Origin of the sequence: Pseudomonas sp. BC42 (assembly GCF_021560055.1) — a bacterium.
Classification (GTDB): domain Bacteria; phylum Pseudomonadota; class Gammaproteobacteria; order Pseudomonadales; family Pseudomonadaceae; genus Aquipseudomonas.
In genome coordinates this window covers 5360256-5380698 of the sequence record NZ_CP091067.1, presented here as the reverse complement: position 1 = coordinate 5380698, position 20443 = coordinate 5360256, and the positions used below count along the sequence as shown (strand labels likewise).

Below are 20443 nucleotides of genomic sequence, written 5' to 3'. Positions count from 1 at the left end.
TTAAGAAAGCGTGTTTGCTTGCTTATCCCTCTAGAGAAGGCACCTGGGGATTTGTTACAGCCTGGGACGGAGTTTTTTATTCCGGAACAAAAAAACGGCCCCGAAGGGCCGTTTTCATTGACGCGCGGGCTTAGCCGCCCAGATAGGCTTCGCGCACCTTCGGATCGGTCAGCAGTGCCTCGCCGGTGCCTTGCATCACCACCCGGCCGTTTTCCAGCACATAGGCGCGGTCGGCGATCTTCAGCGCCTGGTTGGCGTTCTGCTCCACCAGGAACACCGTCACGCCGTCGCGGCGCAGCTGTTCGATGATGTCGAAGATCTGCTGAATGATGATCGGCGCCAGGCCCAGGGACGGCTCGTCCAGCAGCAACAGCTTGGGTTTGCTCATCAGCGCCCGGCCGATGGCGAGCATCTGCTGTTCGCCGCCGGACATGGTGCCGCCGCGCTGGGTGAAGCGCTCCTTGAGCCGTGGGAACAGCCCCAGGACCTTGTCCATCTGCTCCTGGTAGTCGCCCTTGTCGGTGAAGAACCCGCCCATGGCGAGGTTCTCCTCCACGGTCAGGCGGGCGAATACCCGGCGGCCCTCGGGCACCACGGCAATGCTCTTGCGCATGATCTGCGCCGAACTTTGCCCCACCAGCTCTTCACCCAGGTAACGGATGCTGCCGCTGTGGGCCTGCGGCGAACCGCAGAGGGTCATCAGCAGGGTGGATTTGCCGGCACCGTTGGCGCCGATCAGGGTGACGATTTCGCCCTGGCGGATCTCGACGTTGACGCTGTGCAACGCCTGGATCTTGCCGTAGAAGGTGGAAACGTTTTCGAACTGCAGCATTTACGCTTCCCCCAGGTAGGCTTTGATCACTTCGGGATTGTCGCGGATCTGTTCCGGCGTACCGTCGGCCAGGGGCGTGCCCTGGTTGATCACCACGATATGGTCGGAAATGCTCATGACCAGCTTCATGTCGTGCTCGATCAGCAGCACGGTGACGTTGTGCTCCTCACGCAGCACGCTGATCAGCGCTTTCAGGTCCTCGGTTTCCTTGGGGTTGAGGCCGGCGGCCGGCTCGTCGAGCATGAGGATCCGCGGACGGGTCATCATGCAGCGAGCGATTTCCAGGCGCCGTTGCTGACCGTAGGCCAGGGTGCCGGCGGGACGGTTGGCGAACTCCCGCAGGTTGACCTTGTCCAGCCAGTAGCCGGCGTATTCCATGGCCTCACGCTCGCTCTTGCGGAACGCCGGGGTCTTGAACAGGCCGGCCAGGAAGTTGGTGTTCAGGTGCCGATGCTGGGCGATCAACAGGTTCTCGACCGCCGTCATGTCCTTGAACAGCCGCACGTTCTGGAAGGTCCGCACCACGCCCTTGCGGGCGATCTTGTGGCCCGGCAGGCCTTCGATCGGCTCGCCGTCCAGGAGAATGCTGCCGGCGCTGGGCTGGTAGAAGCCGGTCAGGCAGTTGAACACCGTGGTCTTGCCGGCGCCGTTCGGGCCGATCAGCGCCACCACTTGTTTTTCCTTGACGGTCAGGGCCACGCCATTGACCGCCAGCAGGCCGCCGAAACGCATCGACAGGCCGGTTACTTTGAGGATCTCGCGGCTCATTTGCGCAGCTCCATGTGAGGACGTTGCATGGGCAGCAGACCTTGAGGACGCCAGATCATCATCAGCACCATCATGGCGCCGAACATCAACATCCGGTATTCGCTGAATTCACGCATCAGTTCAGGCAAGAGGATCATCACGATCGCCGCCAGGATCACCCCCAGCTGCGAGCCCATGCCACCCAGCACGACGATGGCGAGAATGATCGCCGACTCGATGAAAGTGAAGGACTCAGGGGTCACCAGGCCTTGGCGCGCGGCGAAGAAGCTGCCGGCAAAACCGGCGAACGCGGCGCCCAGGGTAAAGGCCGAGAGCTTGATCACGGTGGGGTTCAGGCCCAGGGCGCGGCAGGCGATCTCGTCTTCACGCAAGGCTTCCCAGGCGCGGCCAATCGGCATGCGCAGCAGGCGGTTGATGACGAACAGCGCTCCCAGCGCCAGCAGCAGGGCCACCAGGTAGAGGAAGATCACCTTGTTGATCGAGTTGTATTCCAGGCCGAAGAACTCGTGGAAGGTCTGCAGGCCTTCCGCCGCCTTGCGTTCGAAGGTCAGGCCGAAGAACGTCGGCTTCTCGATGTTGCTGATGCCGTTCGGGCCGCCGGTGAGATCGGTCATGTTGCGCAGCAGCAGACGGATGATCTCGCCGAAGCCCAGGGTCACGATGGCCAGGTAGTCGCCCCGCAGGCGCAGCACCGGGAACCCCAGCAGGAAGCCGAAGGTGGCCGCCATCATCCCGGCGATCGGCAGGCAGATCCAGAAGCTCAGGCCGAAGTAGTGCGACAGCAGCGCGTAGCTGTAGGCGCCGACGGCGTAGAAGCCCACGTAGCCCAGGTCCAGCAGGCCGGCCAGACCGACGACGATGTTCAGGCCCAGGCCCAGCATCACGTAGATCAGGATCAGCGTGGCGATGTCCACCGCGCCGCGGGAGCCGAAGAACGGCCAGATCAGGGCGCCGAGGATCAACGCCAGGATGATCCAGCGCTGAGTGCCGGGCAGGGTCAGGAAGTTGCTGGCCTTGGCCGGGATCAGCGGCATGCTGGGAGAGGACTTCCAGGCGGCGCTGATCTGGCTGTGGAACAGCACCCGCAGGAACATCAGCACCGAGCACACCGCGATGGTGGCGAGAATGGCCGGGCTGGTGTCGTGGACTTCCAGGTTGATGCCGACGATGGTCAGTTTCAGGCCCAGCACCGGGTAGGCGACGGCCCAGACCAACAGGGCGCTGAACAGCGCCGATTTAAGATTCCTAGTCATACTTTCTCAACCTCCGGACGGCCCAGAATGCCGGTCGGACGGAACAACAGCACCAGAACCAACAGGCCGAACGCCACGACATCCTTGTACTGGTCGCCGAACACGTCGGCGCCAAAGGCTTCGGCCACCCCCAGCACCAGCCCGCCGAGCATCGCGCCCGGGATACTGCCGATGCCGCCCAAGACCGCTGCGGTGAAGGCCTTGAGGCCCACCAGGAAACCGGCGTTGGGGTTGATCACACCGTATTGCATGCTCAGCAGCACGGCGGCGATAGCGGCCAGTGCGGCGCCGATCACGAAGGTCAGGGCGATGATGTTGTTGGTATTGATCCCCAGGAGGTTGGCCATCTTGATGTCCTCGGCGCAGGCGCGGCAGGCGCGTCCCAGGCGAGAACGGGAGATGAACAGCGTCAGACCGAGCATGGCCACCAGGGTCACCACGAACACCACGATCTGCATGTAGGAAATCAGCACTTCATGTGCGCCGCCTGGCCCGATGGAGAAGTTGCCCGGAATCAGGTTGGGAATGGATTTGTCCTTGGAGTCCTGCGCCAGCAGAACGGTGTTCTGCAGGAAGATCGACATGCCGATGGCCGAGATCAGCGGGATCAGGCGGTTACTGCCACGCAAGGGGCGGTAGGCGATCCGTTCGATGCTGTAGCCGTAGGCACTGGTGACGACGATGCTCGCGATGAAGGCTGCGGTCATCAACAGCGGGACACTGTCGAGTCCCATCATGGCCAGCCCGGCGATGGCGATGAACGCCACGTAGGAGCCGATCATGTACACCTCGCCGTGGGCGAAGTTGATCATTCCAATTATGCCGTAGACCATCGTGTAGCCGATGGCGATCAGGGCATACGTGCTGCCAACGGTCAGACCGTTAACCAGCTGTTGGAAAAAGTGATAGATGTCAGGCATTACAACGCTCCTAAAAACCTGATACGCATTTCACTGGTGGAGTCATTTTCCCGCCCAGGCCCCGTGGATCTGCACCCACTTCGGGCTGGGTTTTGCCAGCGAACCGCTGATGACGGTTTTGAGATTTTCAGGTGGGCGGGATTCCGGATCACGGAATACAGGCCCATACATTCTTAAAACAAAGCCCACGGCGAGCCGTGGGCTTTATTGGCAGTCAGTCAGGCCGCGCCTTACTGAGGAGAAACTTCGGTTTTAGGTTTGCCGAAGTGCCACTCGTAGACCACGAATTTGAAGTCTTTCAAGTCGCCCTTGGCGTCGAAGCTCAGGTCGCCGGTGGGGGTCTTGAAGGTGCCGGCGTGGATGGCTTCAGCCACCTTGGCCGAGTCTTCGCTCTTGGCGTTGGTAATGGCGCCAGCGATCACTTCAACGGCGGAGTAGGAAGGGAATACGAAAGGACCGCTCGGGTCTTCTTTCTTGGCCTTGAACGCGTCAGCCAGGGCGACGTTGGCCGGGTCCTGGTCGAAGGATTTCGGCAGGGTTACCAGCAGGCCTTCGGAAGCGTCCTTGGCGATCTGCGAAATGGAGTCGTTACCCACGCCTTCCGGACCCATGAACTTGGCCTTCAGGCCCTTTTCCTGGGCTTGACGCAGGATCAGGCCCAGCTCTGGGTGGTAGCCGCCGTAGTAGACGAAGTCGACGTTGGCTTGCTTGAGCTTGGCGATCAGCGAAGAGAAGTCCTTGTCGCCGGCGTTGATGCCTTCGAACACGGCCACTTTGGTGCCTTTCTTCTCCAGGGTCTGCTTCACGGCGGTGGCAATGCCTTCACCGTACTGCTGCTTGTCGTGGAGCACGGCGACGATCTTGGGCTTCACGTGATCGGCGATGTAGTTGCCGGCGGCCGGGCCCTGGGCGCTGTCCAGGCCGATGGTGCGGAACACCATCTTGTAACCACGGGCGGTGATGTCCGGGCTGGTGGCGGCGGGGGTGATCATCACCACGCCTTCGTCTTCGTAGATGTCGGAAGCGGGTTGAGTGGAGCTGGAGCACAGGTGGCCGACCACGAACTTGACGCCATCGTTGACCACTTTGTTGGCCACCGCCACGGCTTGTTTAGGGTCGCAGGCGTCATCGTATTCAACGGCTTCGAGCTTCTTGCCGTTGACGCCGCCCTTGGCGTTGATCTGTTCGATGGCCATTTTGGCGCCACTGAACTGCATGTCGCCGTATTGGGCTACCGGGCCGGTCTTGGGGCCGGCGATACCGATCTTGATGGTGTCAGCTGCGAACGAATGGCTGGCAACACCGGCCAGGACCATAGCGGCAAACAGTTTGGAAATCTGCTTAGTAGCCTTATTCATAGTGCTCCACTCTTACTGTTGTAATTTTTATAGTTCCGGCGGCCTTGGGTCGCAGAACCGAATCAGATATATCGCGAATATCCGTCGGAAATGCCCCTGGCAACTGTACCGGTACAGTGTAGAGCGCCGGTTGTTCGCTTGAAAAGCTGGCGGCTGGGGGCAAAAACGCGGAGTGTCGCTTAATTGAAAGAAAAAGACAGATTTGCGGCGTGGCTTGCGCCCGGTTTGGCGTCAGTCCCTGGCGCTTCTGAGCTTCTCGATCGGTGACGCATTTGCTTCTGGGTTTTTCTGCCAGAGCACCGACGTTATGATTGCGCCGATTTCATTTCTGGACAGTCCCATGACTCAAGAACCTAGCACCCTCTATGCCAAGCTGCTTGGTGAGACCGCATCTATCAGCTGGAAGGAACTGGAGCCGTTCTTCGCCAAGGGTGCCCTATTGTGGGTCGACGCCGAGCTGGATCTGATCGAGGCGGCCCAGGCGGTGGCGCAGAACGAGGCGCAAAAAGTCGCGGCCTGGCTGGCCGAAGGGAAGGTTGAAAAGCTGTCTGCGACGCGGGCGTCCGATCTGTTGGAACGTGATCCGCAGCTGTGGGCGGTGGTGGTTTCACCGTGGATTCTGACCCAGGAAAGAGCAGCGCGCTGACGGCGTGCGCCGATTTGGTGCGACGTTTTGTCGGACAAAAGTGTGTAGCCGAGTAACCGTGAATTTCGTGATGGCACCTTGCCGTGGAGAAAGGCCCCACAAGGCTTTCAGCCAGGGTGACGTTCACGGAAGGGGCACAGTTTCAAGCCCATCCGACGAGCTGCTTAATTGTTTCGTGGTGTGAGCCAATGACCCATTCGCCGACAAGCCGGCTCCTGCAGGGCGCAGGAGCCGGCTTGTCGGTGCAGCCCGGTCAGTAGGCGGTCTTGCCCGTGTGGCTGTTGAGGGAGATGACCCGGGTCTTGCCGATGCGGTGACGGTAGATTTCCCGCAGGTACTTGATGGCCTTCTTCACGCAATCCCGAGACAGGCGGATGTCGTTGATCGAGACGAACTTGTCCTTGTCGTTGATCAGCTCGCGGTACTTCTTCTCGTACATCGGCTTGATCGCGTACCAGTTGGTATCGAGGATCTTCGCCGGGTTCTCGAATTCGTTGAGCAGATCGTCGATGCGGTCTTCGTCGAATTGCTCGCTGACGATGAAATCCAGCACCGAGTTGTCCAGGGTGTCGTCGAAGCGGTACGGATTGCGCGCGAAGCAACGCTTGATAAAGGCCACGATCAGGGTCAGGAAGTCGTCCGACAGGCACGGGCTCTTGGCGATCAGGGTGGTCAGCGACAGGTTGGCCGAAGCGCCGATCACCAGCGCATAACGCTTGAGGGTGGTGTTGGGGAACAGGCTGTTGAGGTGGGTCTTGAGCCGGTTCAGGTCCATGTAGGACAGCTTGTAGTCCTTGGGCAGGGAGACGATCGACACCACCGACGAGCAGTTCTTGAAGAAGTGCAGGTCGTGCAGCGCCGCCGCGTCATAACCCGACGCCTTGTACTGCTCCAGGGCCGCGCGGTAGCGCTTGGACTCGATCGGCAGCAGGCTGATGCCCTCGATGGCCTGGGTCACCTTGTTGAAGTGCGGCAGGTCGATGGAGCGGAAGAACAGGTCGTCGATGTTCAGGCGCTGCGGCTCTTTCTCGAACACCTTGAACTTGTCGCCGGTGGGCACCGGCTGCTCCGGCACCACGGATTCGGCATAGGCGATCGCCACCGGGCCGGCCAGGCTCATGAACAGGTCGTTGGCGTCCAGGCGGATGGTCTCGCCGATGTCGATGCCGGCGCGCCGGAAGTAGTTCTGGTCGTAGTCGGTGGTCACCGCCTGGGCGGTGAGGATGTTGAAGATCTGCTGGGAGATGTACTGGTTGGCGTGCTTCTCCATGGCGTTGACGTCGATGTTCTGGATGTTGCCGTCATCGCTTTCTTCGGCGTAACGCATGATGTCGTTGGAGATCAGCATCATCGCGTTCCACGGGCGGATCCGCCCCATCACACTGGCTTCGCTGCTGTCTTCGTTGTCGAAGTTGTAGGAGAAGTCCCACTCTTCCGAAAGGTATTTGCACAGCAGGCGGCCGGCATTGATATGCAGCGCCTCGGACATTTCGCTGCGATGGTCCGAGATGTTCGGCAGCACGCAGATGCCACTGGTGAAGATCGGCTCGAAGACGAAGGAGTGGCCGCTCTTGCTGTCGTGCTCGTCCATCGGCTTGGTGTCGAAGGTCTTGTTCATGTACGAGTACTGCTGGGCCAGGCCGAACTCCGAAGCCATGCCCGAACCGGTACCGCCGCCGGCACTGAAGATCGAGAAGTACAGGCGCGACTGGTTGGCCTTGATCCCGCAGGAATCGATCAGGTACGAGTGGATCATTTTCCAGTCGGGGCTGGAGAAACGCTGGGTGTCCTTGTTGAGGATGATCTTGGCCAGGTACTGGCCGAGGATCGGCGCGTTACCGGCGCCGCCGGCGTGGACTTCCGAGAGGTCCATGATCTTCATCTTGCTGTAGTCGCGGATGAAGCCGCTCTTTTCGCCCTTGCGCGAGAAGCGGATGCGCCCGGCGATGTCCTTGTCCAGGTCACCGAGCATCACCAGCGGTTCCACCAGGAACACCGGCTTGCTGGCCTTGCTCTGGCCCAGGCGCAGGTTCTGGCGGATCCACTGCGCGGGGCTGTAGCCGCCTTCGTAGACCTTGTCTTCGTTATTGAATTCGTTGAGGTAGAACTTGCGGGCGTTGTACACCAGCTCCGCCACATCCAGGGCGATGTTGGAGCCGCAGCGGCCCAGGCCGATCAGGCACACCGAGGGGAATTCCTGGTCGCGGCGGTTTTCCTGCTCGTCTTCCAGGTGCGGTGGACGCGGAAACACGGAATCGCGCAGGCCGTCGAGGTTGTCGAGGATGCGGTCGGTGTTGGTTTCGGTGAAGTACAGGTACTGCTGGGTCGACAGGGGGCGTGAACTGGACAATGGCTTCGTATCTGAGTGGCTTGATGTGGGGGAGGTCAGCGTCATCTCGGAGACTGCGTTGGCAGGATTGTTTTTAGAAGTCATTGTGCGCCATATGCCTGGTCTGGTTGGCTCGAGACGAGGTGTCAGCGAACCATCACGGAATGGGACCTCGTCGCTGCGTGGAGCGCGAATTTTGCCCAAGGCGTCAGGGTATTTACTGAGCGTCGCTCGGGGGAATCCTTTCCTGAATCATGATGAATCGGCCAGTATTCGATGATCTTTAATCAAATGGGGGCAATATGATGTCAGCGTTACCTTCACTCGGGTTTGCCGGGATCGGCCTGATGGGGCTGCCCATGTGCCGCCGGCTGCTGGCTGCGGGCTATGAGCTGACGGTGTGGAACCGCAATCCGCAGAAATGCGCGCCCCTGGTGGCCGCCGGGGCGCGACAAGTAGCCACACCGGCGCAGCTGTGCGAACACGCCGATCTGGTACTGCTGTGCCTGGCCAATACCGACGTGGTGCGCGAAGTGGTGTTTGGCGTTGATGGCGTTGCCCAGGGCGCCCGGGCCGGGCAACTGCTGCTGGACCTGTCCAGCCTGGAGCCCAGTGCCACCCGGGACATGGCCGCGGCGCTGGCTCGCGACACCGGCATGACCTGGGTCGACGCCCCGGTTTCCGGCGGCACCCCCGGCGCCGAGTCCGGCAGCCTGGCGATCATGGTCGGCGGCGAGGCGGCGGACATCGAACGGGTGCGCCCGGTGCTGCTGACCCTGGGGCAGCGGGTCACCCATATGGGCGCGGTGGGCGCCGGTCAGGTGACCAAGGCCTGCAACCAGATGATCGTCGCCTGCAACGCCCTGGTGATTGCCGAAGTGGTGGCCCTGGCGGAACGTTCGGGGGTGGACGCCAAGCTGATCGCCGAGGCCCTGGCCGGCGGCTTTGCCGATTCGAAACCCTTGCAGATTCTCGCTCCGCAAATGGCTGAGAGCCGCTTCGAACCGGTGAAGTGGCATGTGCGGACCTTGCTCAAGGACCTGGACGGCGCGGTGAAATTGTCCCGGGAGCAGGGCTCGGCGACCCCGATCAGCGGATTAGCTGCACAGTTGATGCGCCTGCATGGAGCGCAGGGCTACCTGGAGCAGGATCCGGCGACCCTGATCCGCCTGTACCGGGATCCGACAGGGCTGGATTGAGCTGCTCCTGGCGCTGGTCCAGTTCATCCAGCACCCGGTGCAGATCCTGCAGCGGCACCGGGCGGCTGAGCAGGTAGCCCTGTAGGTAGTCGCAGCCGTAGCGTTCCAGGAAGCGCTGTTGCTCCAGGGTTTCCACCCCCTCGGTGACCACCTGCAGGTGCAGGGTGTGGGCCATGACGATGATCGCCTGCACGATCTCCATGTCCTGGGTTGAATGGGGGATGTCCTGAATGAACGAGCGATCGATCTTCAGGGTGTTGAGCGGCAGGCGCTTGAGGTAGGCCAGGGACGAATAGCCCGTGCCGAAGTCGTCGATCGACAGTGACACCCCCAGCCTGCGGATCTGCTGGAGCAGCGCCAGGGTGCTGGCGATGTTGCCCATCAGGGCGTTCTCCGTGACCTCCAGCTCCAGGCGCTGCGGCGCCACCCGGGCATCGCGCAGGGCGCTTTCGATCTCCGTGGCCAGGGCCTCGCGCGTCAGGTTCAGGGCCGAGCAGTTGACCGCGATCTTCAGCTCGCCGCGCCCCTGTTGCGAGAGCTGGCCCAGGTCCTGGCAGGCCTTGCGCAGTACCCAGTTGTCCAGTTCGGCGATCATGCCGTTGGCTTCGGCGATGTTGATGAAACGATCCGGGGTCAGCAGCCCGTGTTGCGGGTGTTGCCAGCGGATCAGGGCTTCGAGCTTGGTGACCCTGGCCCGCTTGAGGTCGTAGATCGGCTGATAGTGCAGCAGCAGCCCTTGATCGTCGCGCAGGGCGTTGCGCAGTTCCTCTTCCAGCTGCAGCTCCAGGGTGGCCCGGGTCTTGAGGCTGGTGTTGAAGAAGTGCAGGGTATTGCGCCCGGAGTCCTTGGATTGATAGAGCGCCAGGTCGGCATTTTTCAGCAGCTCCTCGCAGGTCTTGCCGTCATCGGGGAAGACGCTGATGCCGATACTGGTGGTCATCACCATGCGCCGGCCGCCGAGTTCGATCGGCTCCTTCATCTTGTGCATGATGCGCTGGGCCATGTGCCGCGCCTCATCGCGCTCGTGGAGAGTGATGAGAATGCAGAACTCGTCGCCGCCGAGGCGGGCCACCACGTCTTCATGGCTGCGGGTGGAGCTCTTGATATGCCCGGCGATGACCTTGAGCAACTCGTCGCCGGCGTCGTGGCCCAGGCTGTCGTTGATGCGCTTGAAATGGTCGATGTCGAGGAACATCACCGCCAGCATGCCGCCGTAGCGGGTCTTCTCCATGAGCTTTTCCGCAAACAGCTGGTTGAAGCCGCGGCGGTTGATCAGGTTGGTCAGGGCGTCGTAGTGGGCCACCTGCTGCAGTGACATCCGGGCCTGGTCCAGTTGCGAGAGCAAGGCGTTGACCCGGTGCAGGTCGCGTTCCTTGTGCTGCAGTTTCTTGTCCGCCAGGGCTGCGCTGAGGCCGCTGCCGATGATCAGCAGGATGATCACGCTGAGGGTCAGGCCCAGTTGCAGGTGCTCGTTGGGAATGGCCGGGACGACCGCGCTGCCGGCGGGCAAGACCAGGGTCATGGACCACATGCCGGTGAAGTGCATCAGCACGATGCCGCCGCCCAGCAACAGGCTGCTGGCGTACTTGAGCAGTTGATGGAACATCCCGCTGCCATCGCGCAGGTGTCGGGACAGCAGCAGCGCCGCCAGGCTGCAAGCGATCGCCAGCAGCAGCGACAGGCCCATGAGCAGCGGCTGGTAATACAGGCCGGCGCTGGAGCGCATGGCCGAGACGCCGACGTAGTGCATGCCGCTGATGCCCAGGCCGATCCATATCGCGGCAATGACGCAGCGCCACAACGGCAATTGCTTGTGGCTCAAGGTGTTCATCGCCAGCCAGGCGGCAATCAGGGCGATGAGCAGGGACAGCAGGGTCGGTGGCAGGGCGTAGTGGATCTTCAGCGGTGCTTCGAACGCCAGCATGGCGATGAAGTGCATGGTCCAGATACCCCCGGCCAGGCAGCAGGCGCCGACACAGCGCCACAGGCGTTGGCTGGACGGTTGCTCGACGTGACTGATGCGCTCGGCCATGTCCAGGGTCGCGAAGCTGGCGGCACAGGCTACCAGGTAGGCCAGCAGCACCAGGACCGGGTTGTGAGTGCCGTGCAGGACCACCTGCCCACTGTCAGGAAGCTCGCTGATGAAATGCAGACCCAGCCAGTCCATAGCATGCCCATCTCTGAGTCATAGGATGTCGGCGGAGCCGCGCGCCAACGAGTGCTTGGAGTATAGAAGGCACCCGGTGGCTGCAATGGGAGGTGGCATTTTGGTGCCAATGATTTGCTTATGGGCGCTATCGCCAATGGTGCTAAGCGCTTTTCTCGAACCAGGGTTCGTGGTCGATGGGGTCCAGTGGCGCGAGGCCGAAGGCCGCGCGGGCGGCGTCGCAATCGCTGTTGTGCTGGCCGTCGGCCCAGGACGCTTCGAACTCCCGGCACGGGCTGGAGCGTTGTTCATAAATCGAGCAGCTCACGCGCTGGCCGACCTCGCCTTCAAGGGCGATGCAGCGTGGCGACTTGCAGTCGGTACCGAGCATGGCCACCCGCGTGGGATTGATGCTCTGCACCAGATCGTCGGGGACCGTACCACCGGATGAGGCGCATTCGCCCCAGAAAAAAGACACACGAAAGTATGAACAGCAGGCACCGCAATTCAGACACGGACTGGCTTCGGACATGGGCGTATTCAAAGGGAAAGGGAAGGGTAAAGGGGGCAGGCAGGCGGCTATTCTAGGCTTCCCATTGGCCATGGGAAGGGGGGGCGCGAGGTATTTTTTCAACCTCGGCCAAGCCCTTGAAAAGACTGGGAAACGCCCGGGTAGCGGGGGCTGTGGCGGATTGGCCGATGCCGCGATCGGCGCCTTGAGGCCGGACCCGGACGCCGGGCTGCGATGGGTCGATATCAGGCTGGCGAATAATCACAGACAGCGGCACCGGGCCTGACTAGATTGCAGCTTCCAGGCTCGTCTGCGTCTGGCCGAATAACAATAAAGAGATCGACCCATGGATAACTCGACTCAAGCGGCAAATGCCTGGCGCATTCTGTTCCTGTTGTTTTTGGCAAACCTGTTCAACTTCTTCGATCGCACCATCCCCGCCATCATCATCGAGCCGATCCGCATGGAATGGCACTTGAGCGATTTTCAGCTGGGGATCATCGGTACCGCCTTCACCATCGTCTACGCCATCGCCGGCCTGCCCCTGGGGCGCCTGGCCGATACCGGCTCGCGCAGCAAGCTGATGGGCTGGGGGCTGGCGGTGTGGAGCGGGCTGACCGCAGTGAACGGCATGGTCGGCAGTTTCTGGAGCTTCTTGCTGGTGCGCATGGGGGTCGGCATCGGCGAAGCCAGCTATGCGCCGGCGGCCAACTCGCTGATTGGCGACCTGTTTCCGGCCCATCGTCGGGCCCGGGCCATGGGCATCTTCATGCTTGGCCTGCCCCTGGGGCTGGTGCTGGCATTCTTCACCATCGGCGCCATGGTCAAGGCCTTCGACAGCTGGCGGGCGCCGTTCTTCATTGCCGCGGTGCCGGGGCTGGTGCTAGCGGTGTTCATGTTCTTCATCAAGGAGCCCAAGCGCGGCGCTGCGGAAACGGTGAAGGTCGCGCAAGTGCCTATTGACCGACCGATCCGCCGGGTGCTGGCGATACCGACCTTTCTCTGGCTGACCCTGGCCGGGCTGACCTTCAACTTCGCCACCTACGCCTGCAACTCGTTCCTGGTGCCGATGCTCCAGCGTTACTTCCTCATGCCCTTGCAGGAGGCGGCGATGGCCACCGGGCTGATTGTCGGTGTCACCGGGTTGGTGGGGCTGACCCTGGGCGGCTGGTTCGCCGACAAGATCCATCAGCGGATCGCCAACGGTCGCCTGCTGTTCGCCGCCTGCAGCCTGATCATTTCGACCCTGGCCACCGGCTGGGCGCTGCATGCCGGGCGAGTCGAGATCGGGGTGTTTGTCGCGGTCTTCAGTGTCGGCTGGCTGTTTGCCTACAACTTCTACACCTGCGTCTACACCGCCCTGCAGGATGTGGTCGAGCCGCGCTTGCGGGCCACCGCCATGGCCCTGTTCTTCGCCGGCCTGTACTTGCTCGGTGGTGGCCTGGGGCCGGTGGTGGTCGGTGCGCTGTCGGACCATTTCGCCCACTCGGCGATGTACGCCGCCGGCGCGCAGCTGATGACCGAGGAGTTCAAGGCCATCGGCCTGCACGACGCCATGTACCTGATTCCGGTGGCGCTGTTCCTGACCCTGCTGTTTCTGTTTCAGGCCGCCCGCTGCTTTGTCGGTGACTCACAGCGCATGAAGGACGGCTTGGCGCTGGCCGCGCCTGGGGCGCCGGCGCTGGCGGTCTGAGCTTGGGTGCCGCCCCATCCGCAGGAGCGGGCAGGCAAAAAAAAGGCCCGCATGATGCGGGCCTTTTGTTCAGCGGATGGAACCAGGCAATCAGCCCGCCACCAGCACCCGGATCGCTTCCAGGCGCAGAGCGGCTTTATCCAGCATCGCCAGGCCCTGTTCCCGTTGCTTGCGCAGGGCGACCAGCTCGCTGTCACGCACCGTCGGGTTGACCGCTTGCAAGGCGGTCAGACGCGCCAGCTCTTCATCGGTATCGGCTGCCAGGCGACGTTTCGCTTCAGCCACACGCTCGGCGTGGCGTGGCGCGACCTTGGCCTCACCGGCGTTGATCTTCGGCGCCAGCTGGTCGCGCTGTGCCTGGATGAACTTGTTGGCGCTGGCCTTGGGCACGCTTTCCAACTGGTCGTTGAGGGTTTCGAAAGCCACCCGTGGCGACAGGTCGTTGCCGTTGGCATCCAGCAGGCAGCGCAGTGCGGCCGGCGGCAGGTAGCGACCCAGTTGCAACGAGCGTGGAGCGACCACTTCACTGACATACAGCAGCTCAAGCAGCACGGTGCCGGGTTTGAGCGCCTTGTTCTTGATCAGCGCCACAGCGGTGTTGCCCATGGAGCCGGACAGCACCAGGTCCATGCCGCCTTGCACCATCGGGTGTTCCCAGGTGATGAACTGCATGTCCTCGCGGGACAGCGCCTGGTTGCGGTCGTAAGTGATGGTCACGCCTTCGTCGTCGCCCAGGGGGAAGCTGGCGTCGAGCATCTTCTCGCTGGGCTTGAGGATCAGGGCGTTTTCCGAGTGGTCTTCGCTGTCGATACCGAAGGCGTCGAACAGGGTTTCCATGTAGATCGGCAGGGCGAACTGGTCGTCCTGTTCAAGAATCGCCTCCACCAGCGCCTCGCCTTCGCCGGCACCGCCGGAGTTGAGCTCCAGCAGGCGGTCGCGGCCGGTGTGCAGCTCGGCTTCCAGGCGTTCGCGTTCGCTGCGGGCTTCGTCGATCAGCGCTTGCCACTCGCCATCGTCGGCGTTTTCCAGCAGCGGCAGCAGGCGTGGGCCGAACTGATGCTGCAGGGCGTTGCCGGTCGGGCAGGTGTTGAGGAAGGCGTTCAGGGCTTCGTGGTACCACTGGAACAGCCGCTCTTGCGGGCTGGTTTCCAGGTACGGCACGTGCAGTTCGATCACGTGTTTCTGGCCGATCCGGTCCAGGCGGCCGATCCGCTGCTCCAGCAGGTCCGGGTGCGACGGCAGATCGAACAGCACCAGGTGGTGGGCGAACTGGAAGTTGCGGCCTTCACTGCCGATTTCCGAGCAGATCAGCACTTGGGCGCCGAACTCTTCGTCGGCGAAGTAGGCCGCCGCGCGGTCGCGCTCGAGGATGTTCATGCCTTCATGGAACACCGTGGCCGGGATGCCGGAACGCACGCGCAGGGCGTCTTCCAGGTCCATGGCGGTTTCGGCGTGGGCGCAGATCACCAGGACCTTGGTGCGCTTGAGCATCTTCAGCTGGTCGATCAGCCACTCGACCCGCGGGTCGAATTTCCACCAGCGCTGTTCTTCGTCGCCGGCCTCGGGCTGCGCCTGGAAGCTGACTTCCGGGTACAGCTCGGCGTGTTCGCCCAGGGGCAGTTCCAGGTATTCGTCCGGGCATGGCAGCGGGTAGGCATGCAGCTTGCGCTCCGGGAACCCCTGCACCGCGGCGCGGGTGTTGCGGAACAGCACGCGGCCGGTGCCGTGGCGGTCCAGCAGTTCGCGCACCAGGCGCGCACTGGCTTCGCTGTCGCCGTCGTTGACCGCGGCCAGCAGGGCTTCGCCTTCGTTGCCGAGGAAGCCGTGGATGGTCTGGTGCGCTTCGGCGGACAGGCGGCCCTTGTCCAGCAGCTCTTGCACGGCTTCGGCCACCGGGCGGTAGTTCTCGCTCTCGGCACGGAAGGCCGCAAGGTCGTGGAAACGGTTCGGGTCCAGCAGGCGCAAACGGGCGAAGTGGCTGTCCTGGCCCAGTTGCTCCGGGGTCGCGGTCAGCAGCAGCACGCCGGGGATGGTTTCGGCCAGCTGTTCAACCAGGGCGTATTCCGGGCTGATCTGGTCTTCGTGCCACACCAGGTGGTGGGCTTCGTCCACCACCATCAGGTCCCAGCCGGCGGCGAACAGCGCGTCCTGGGCCTTCTCGTCGTCCACCAGCCACTCCAGGGCCACCAGGGCCAGTTGGGTGTCCTCGAACGGGTTGCTGGCGTCGCTTTCGATAAAGCGCTCTTCATCGAACAGCGCCACTTGCAGGTTGAAACGGCGGCGCATTTCCACCAGCCACTGGTGCTGGAGGTTTTCCGGAACCAGGATCAGCACCCGGCTGGCACGGCCCGAGAGCAGCTGGCGATGGATCACCAGGCCGGCTTCGATGGTCTTGCCCAGGCCCACTTCGTCTGCCAGCAGGACCCGCGGCGCGATGCGGTCGGCCACTTCACGGGCGATGTGCAACTGGTGAGCGATGGGTTGGGCACGCACGCCACCCAGGCCCCAGAGGGAGGATTGCAGCTGGCGGCTGGTGTGTTCCAGGGTGTGGTAGCGCAGGGAGAACCAGGCCAGCGGGTCGATCTGCCCGGCGAACAGACGGTCGCTGGCCAGACGGAACTGGATGAAGTTCGACAGTTGGGTTTCCGGCAGGGTGACGGCTTCGTTCTGCCCGTTGAGACCGTGGTAGACCAGCAGGCCATCGACGTCGTCGACTTCCTGAACGGTCATTTTCCAGCCTTCGAAATGGGTGACGCTGTCACCCGGAGAGAACCTCACGCGAGTGAGGGGCGCATTCCGTAGCGCATACTGGCGGGTGTCGCCAGTGGCCGGATAGAGCACGGTCAGCAAGCGACCGTCCTGTGCCAGAACGGTGCCTAAACCCAGCTCGGCTTCGCTGTCACTAATCCAGCGTTGCCCCGGTTGATACTGCTGCGCCATGCTGCCTGACTCCCGCTTTGAAAAAGCCGACTATCTTAACGGAACGATGCTTCCAGTCCAAAGAACTCTGATAAAAACCCCTGGATTAAAAGGTAGCGTACGGCGTGCATTCGTCGGTTGGCAGGGCACTATCGGCTGACGACTGGGTCACAGTTTTGCGACCGATGGCTCAAGTCGCCCATGCCGCAGCCGACAGCCTGCTGACAGGAGACCCATAACATGCTGCCACCGATGCTCCCCTTGAGTGCCGTGCCAATCACATCCCAGCAGGATCCGGTCCGCCAGCGTCCGGACATCCCGCCGGTGGTGCCGGTGCAGCAAAGCTCCAATGAAAGCACCATCGACCTGCAAAAGCGCGATCCCGAGCAGTCGGCCCTGCTGCTGCGCGAAGAGCAGCAGCGCCAGCAGGAAAAACAGCGGCGCAAGCGTGAGGCCGATGATGATCCCGAGCAGCATCTGGCCGTGCCCGGCGACGAGTTGAATGCCGACAACACCGTGCCGGTGGTGCCGCTGATTGACGACGCCCCGCGCCAGGGCCTGTGGGTGGATGTCGAAGTCTAGGGCCGATGGGCGCGCGCCAGTTCCGCGAGGGCCTGCAACAGGCGCTCGATTTCCTCTTCTGTATTGAAATAACTCACCGCGATCCGGGCAATGTCACCTAGGCCCCGGGCCTGCATGTCCAGCGGTGTGTAGTGCATGCCATTGGCGCCAATGTTGATGTCGCGGCGCGCCAGTTCTTCCTTCAGCGTCTGCCCGTCCCAGCCTTCGAGGGTGAAGGCGATCAAGGCCGATTGCTGCCCCGGTTGGCCCAGGTCCCGGAGTTGCACGCCGGGCAAACGCTCCAGCCCCCGGCGTACGCGGTCGCTCAGCATGCGGATCCGCTGGGCGATGGCATCGATGCCGATGCGCTCCAGCTCCTGCAGGGCATTGGCCAGACCGGCCAGCAGCACCAGCGACACTTCACTGGTTTCAAAGCGTCGGGCATCGTTGCGCAGGGCGAAGCCCTGGCCGTCCCAGGGGGCCGACAAGACGTCCCGTGGCAGCGGGTTGAGCTGTTCGAGGAAGCCTGGCCGTACATAGAGCAGGGCCGTGCCCCGAGGGCCGCGCAGGTATTTGCGTCCGGCGGCCTTGAGCACATCGCAGCCCAGCGCCTGCACGTCACACCGCAACTGGCCCACAGCCTGGGCGGCGTCGATGAAATAGGGGATGCGCCACTGGCGCGCCAGCTGGCCGATGGCAGCTGCCGGGTTGATCAGCCCGCCGTTGGCCGGCAGCCAGGTCAGGGCGATCAGCCGCACCCGGGTGTCGAGCATGGATTGCAGCGCCTCGACTGAAACCGCGCCCTGGCTGTCGCAGGGAATCACCTCCAACCGCGCGCCGGCCGCCACGGCCGGGGCCATGCAGGCCAGGTTGCCGGCCCATTCCTGGCGCCCCACGAGGATCCGGTCTCCCGGTTGCCAGGCGGGCAGGGCGTGGAAAGCCATGCTCCAGGCCGCCGAGCCACTGCTGGCAAAGGCGATCGCTTGCGGGCTGGTATTGAGCACACGGGCCGCGGCTTGTCGCGCTTGTTCCTGCCACTGCGCGCCATGGCGGGCGGCTTCCATCGGCCCGTTGTGCGCTTCGCGTTGCAGTTGCTCCAGCATGGCGTCCAGGGTGCCCTGGCTGGGCAATGAAGCCCCGGCATGATTGAAATGGCAGACCCGGGCACACCCCGGCGTGGCGGCCCGCAACCGGGAGATCTGCTCCAGGTCCAGGGGCTTCACGGCTTGAGCTCGAAAATCCCGTCGACCTCCACCGCGACACCGGCGGGCAGGCTGGCGACGCCCACCGAGGTGCGGGCATGCCGGCCCTTGTCGCCCAAGGCATTGACCAGCAGGTTGGAGGCCCCGTTGGCGACCTGGCCATGCTGCTTGAAGTCGGTGCTGGCGGCGATGAACACCCCCAGCCGACTGATGCGTTGCAGCCGTGACAGGTCGTCACCCAGGGCGGCCGCCAGTTGCGCCAGCAGGGCCAGGGCCGCCAGTTCCGCGGCCTGGGCGCCTTGCTCGACGCTGAGGTTGTCACCGAGTCGGCCAAGCAATTGCGGATGCTCCTCGGCCGACGGCGTCTGCCCGGAGATGAACAGCAGGTTCTGACTGCTGACATGATTGACGTAGTTGGCGATCGGCTGGCCGGGACGCGGCAGCTCAAGACCCAGTTGTTGCACGCGTTGTTGCAGAGAGTCACCCATGGCAAGTCCTCGAATGAAAGGCTTGCAGCATCGGTGTTCGCTCTCGGGGCGACAAACGGATAGATCTAATCCGACGTATCTGAATTTCTCATGTGTCGCGGCCCTGTTCCATCAACCCTTGCTCCATTAACCAGTGTGCAAAACACTCGGCCGACGGATTGGCCGCACCTTTGGCGGTCACCAGCCAGTAGCCGATGTGAGGGCTGTGCAGGGAGGGCAGGTCGAAGGCATCCACCAGGCTACCTTGGGCGAGGTGGCGGCGGATCAGCTGACGGCGGCCCATGGCGATGCCTTGGCCGGCCACTGCCGCTTCCACCACGATGTTGTAGTCGTGGAGCATGACGCTGGGGTGGGAGCCGAGGTCGATGCTGTTCTGCCTGCTCCAGTCGTCCCACTCAAAGGGCCGGTGGGAGCGGGCCATCAGCAAGGTGCCATTGGCCAGGGCGCGGGCCTTGAACTCCGGGCTGCACACCGGCGACAGCTGTTCGGCGAGAAAGCGCCTGGCCTCGACCTTGGGCCAGTTGCCCTTGCCGTAGCGAATGGCCAGGTCGACCTCGGCCCCGGCCACATCCGCCAGGTCGATTGCCGGTTGCAGCTCCAGCTGGATCTCTGGGTGGCGGCGGCTGAAGTCCGCCAGGCGCGGGGCCAGCCACAAGGTGGCGAAGGACGCCAGCAGGCCAACGCGCAGCACCCGCGGCGGCTCCGCGGCCAGCAGTGCCCGGGTGGCTGCGGCGATCTGCTCCAGGGCCGGCCGGATCTGCTGGTAATAGGCGGCGCCAGCGGCGGTCAGGTCGATGGCGCGGGTGCGCCGCACAAACAGTGGCTGGCCCAGGTGCTGTTCGAGCTTGTGCACTTGATGGCTGATCGCGCTCTGGCTGACACACAGCTCCCGGGCTGCCTTGCTGAAACTCAGGTGGCGGGCCACGGCCTCGAAGGCGCGCAGGGCCAGTAGGGGGGGCAGGTGCTGGGGCGTTTGCACATCCGCTTTCCTGTGGGTGGGGGGCGGCCATTGTGCGGATAAAAAATCTGTCTGGCAGCGACTTTATTGCATTCGCGTTGGTCTGATCACTGGTCAGGTGCGGCGCCGCGTCGCATTATTGGCACATTCGCCAAGGCCGTCCCGGGTTCCAGACCGTGCGGTCGATATTGACTTCGAGTGATGCAAGCCAAGCCATGAATCAAGACGACAAACTGATCGACCTGACCGCCGAGCGCGCCAAGCGCGTGCATGACCTCAATGAAAAGCGCCTGAACGAAGTGCGCCAGGCATTCGAACAGGCCATGCCGCTGGGCAAAGCCAAGAAAAAACCGAAAAACAAACCGAAAAAGCGCTGAACAGGGTGCTTTTTTGTTGATACAGGTCAGTTATTCCCCCTTCCTTGCGCCCACTCATGGGCGACATTGACCCCGGTCAATTTTCCCCGCCGCCTCTTTGGTTAACTTAGCCCCATCGCAACAGGGCAAGAGCAGGAGGCCAGTCATGTTTTTCGACAATGTGGTGATCGCCGGAGTGCTGACTGTCGGCCTCATGGTTCTGTTTTTCGCAGGGTTTGGATTCTTCATCTGGAAAGACGCGAATAAGCGTAAAAAACCTTAAGTCTCTCCAGAGCAACGAGCA

The 20443-nt window shown here is 62.8% G+C and carries 18 protein-coding genes; 6 read left to right on the top strand and 12 right to left on the bottom strand.

Annotated features, from left to right (window positions below):
- Positions 1–130: 130 nt before the first annotated feature.
- The 5 genes from L1O02_RS24250 to L1O02_RS24230 form a co-directional block, all read right to left on the bottom strand.
- The gene (locus tag L1O02_RS24250) at positions 131–832 is read right to left on the bottom strand and encodes an ABC transporter ATP-binding protein (protein ID WP_016967589.1); all 702 of its coding nucleotides are present in this window, start codon (positions 830–832) and stop codon (positions 131–133) included.
- On the bottom strand, positions 833–1600 hold the full coding sequence (gene livG, locus L1O02_RS24245; protein ID WP_060837861.1) for a high-affinity branched-chain amino acid ABC transporter ATP-binding protein LivG: 768 nt from the start codon (positions 1598–1600) through the stop codon (positions 833–835). It lies immediately after the preceding gene.
- The gene (locus L1O02_RS24240) at positions 1597–2853 is read right to left on the bottom strand and encodes a high-affinity branched-chain amino acid ABC transporter permease LivM (RefSeq protein ID WP_047302207.1); all 1257 of its coding nucleotides are present in this window, start codon (positions 2851–2853) and stop codon (positions 1597–1599) included. The genes livG and L1O02_RS24240 overlap by 4 nt, the downstream gene beginning before the upstream one ends.
- The gene (livH, locus tag L1O02_RS24235; protein WP_025127777.1) at positions 2850–3773 is read right to left on the bottom strand and encodes a high-affinity branched-chain amino acid ABC transporter permease LivH; all 924 of its coding nucleotides are present in this window, start codon (positions 3771–3773) and stop codon (positions 2850–2852) included. The genes L1O02_RS24240 and livH overlap by 4 nt, the downstream gene beginning before the upstream one ends.
- Positions 3774–4003: 230 nt before the next feature.
- Positions 4004–5131, bottom strand: a complete 1128-nt coding sequence (locus L1O02_RS24230) for a branched-chain amino acid ABC transporter substrate-binding protein (protein ID WP_060842659.1) — start codon at positions 5129–5131, stop codon at positions 4004–4006.
- Positions 5132–5471: 340 nt separating this feature from the next.
- On the opposite strand from L1O02_RS24230, the gene L1O02_RS24225 reads away from it, so the two are divergent.
- Positions 5472–5777 (top strand): DUF2288 domain-containing protein, encoded by a 306-nt coding sequence (locus tag L1O02_RS24225; protein ID WP_060841883.1) that lies wholly within the window; start codon positions 5472–5474, stop codon positions 5775–5777.
- 253 nt (positions 5778–6030) lie between these two features.
- Here the strand turns inward: L1O02_RS24225 and L1O02_RS24220 are convergent, their stop codons facing one another.
- Positions 6031–8211, bottom strand: a complete 2181-nt coding sequence (locus L1O02_RS24220) for a hypothetical protein (RefSeq protein ID WP_060837863.1) — start codon at positions 8209–8211, stop codon at positions 6031–6033.
- 197 nt (positions 8212–8408) lie between these two features.
- On the opposite strand from L1O02_RS24220, the gene L1O02_RS24215 reads away from it, so the two are divergent.
- The gene (locus tag L1O02_RS24215; protein WP_016967503.1) at positions 8409–9305 is read left to right on the top strand and encodes an NAD(P)-dependent oxidoreductase; all 897 of its coding nucleotides are present in this window, start codon (positions 8409–8411) and stop codon (positions 9303–9305) included.
- On the opposite strand, the gene L1O02_RS24210 is transcribed toward L1O02_RS24215, so the two are convergent.
- Together L1O02_RS24210 and L1O02_RS24205 are read right to left on the bottom strand one after the other, a co-directional pair.
- Positions 9196–11472: a bifunctional diguanylate cyclase/phosphodiesterase gene (locus tag L1O02_RS24210; protein ID WP_235758870.1), complete on the bottom strand. Its 2277-nt coding sequence runs from the start codon at positions 11470–11472 to the stop codon at positions 9196–9198. The two genes, L1O02_RS24215 and L1O02_RS24210, sit on opposite strands and share 110 nt — an antisense overlap.
- Positions 11473–11614: 142 nt before the next feature.
- Positions 11615–11983, bottom strand: a complete 369-nt coding sequence (locus L1O02_RS24205; protein ID WP_047302217.1) for a YkgJ family cysteine cluster protein — start codon at positions 11981–11983, stop codon at positions 11615–11617.
- A gap of 325 nt (positions 11984–12308) precedes the next feature.
- Here L1O02_RS24205 and L1O02_RS24200 point away from each other — a divergent pair, with 325 nt between their 5' ends.
- A complete protein-coding gene (locus tag L1O02_RS24200) occupies positions 12309–13655 on the top strand; it encodes an MFS transporter (RefSeq protein ID WP_060837867.1) in 1347 nt (448 codons plus the stop codon).
- Positions 13656–13745: 90 nt separating this feature from the next.
- Here L1O02_RS24200 and rapA read toward each other — a convergent pair whose 3' ends face one another.
- The gene (gene rapA, locus L1O02_RS24195; protein WP_108544574.1) at positions 13746–16595 is read right to left on the bottom strand and encodes an RNA polymerase-associated protein RapA; all 2850 of its coding nucleotides are present in this window, start codon (positions 16593–16595) and stop codon (positions 13746–13748) included.
- A gap of 219 nt (positions 16596–16814) precedes the next feature.
- On the opposite strand from rapA, the gene L1O02_RS24190 reads away from it, so the two are divergent.
- Positions 16815–17156 carry a hypothetical protein gene (locus L1O02_RS24190; protein WP_060837869.1) on the top strand — a complete coding sequence of 114 codons (342 nt, stop codon included), beginning with the start codon at positions 16815–16817 and terminating at the stop codon, positions 17154–17156.
- On the opposite strand, the gene L1O02_RS24185 is transcribed toward L1O02_RS24190, so the two are convergent.
- The 3 genes from L1O02_RS24185 to L1O02_RS24175 form a co-directional block, all read right to left on the bottom strand.
- Positions 17153–18349, bottom strand: coding sequence for an aminotransferase class V-fold PLP-dependent enzyme (locus L1O02_RS24185; RefSeq protein ID WP_108544895.1), 1197 nt, complete (start codon positions 18347–18349; stop codon positions 17153–17155). The two genes, L1O02_RS24190 and L1O02_RS24185, sit on opposite strands and share 4 nt — an antisense overlap.
- Before the next feature lie 5 nt (positions 18350–18354).
- Positions 18355–18825: a RidA family protein gene (locus L1O02_RS24180; RefSeq protein ID WP_060842662.1), complete on the bottom strand. Its 471-nt coding sequence runs from the start codon at positions 18823–18825 to the stop codon at positions 18355–18357.
- Between the two features lie 88 nt (positions 18826–18913).
- Positions 18914–19804: a LysR substrate-binding domain-containing protein gene (locus L1O02_RS24175; RefSeq protein WP_235758868.1), complete on the bottom strand. Its 891-nt coding sequence runs from the start codon at positions 19802–19804 to the stop codon at positions 18914–18916.
- 194 nt (positions 19805–19998) lie between these two features.
- Here L1O02_RS24175 and L1O02_RS24170 point away from each other — a divergent pair, with 194 nt between their 5' ends.
- Entirely contained in the window at positions 19999–20160 is a 162-nt protein-coding gene (locus L1O02_RS24170) for a hypothetical protein (protein WP_092320233.1), read from the top strand.
- Positions 20161–20305: 145 nt separating this feature from the next.
- Positions 20306–20422 carry a cytochrome c oxidase subunit CcoM gene (gene ccoM, locus L1O02_RS31145; RefSeq protein ID WP_015634423.1) on the top strand — a complete coding sequence of 39 codons (117 nt, stop codon included), beginning with the start codon at positions 20306–20308 and terminating at the stop codon, positions 20420–20422.
- Positions 20423–20443: the final 21 nt, after the last annotated feature.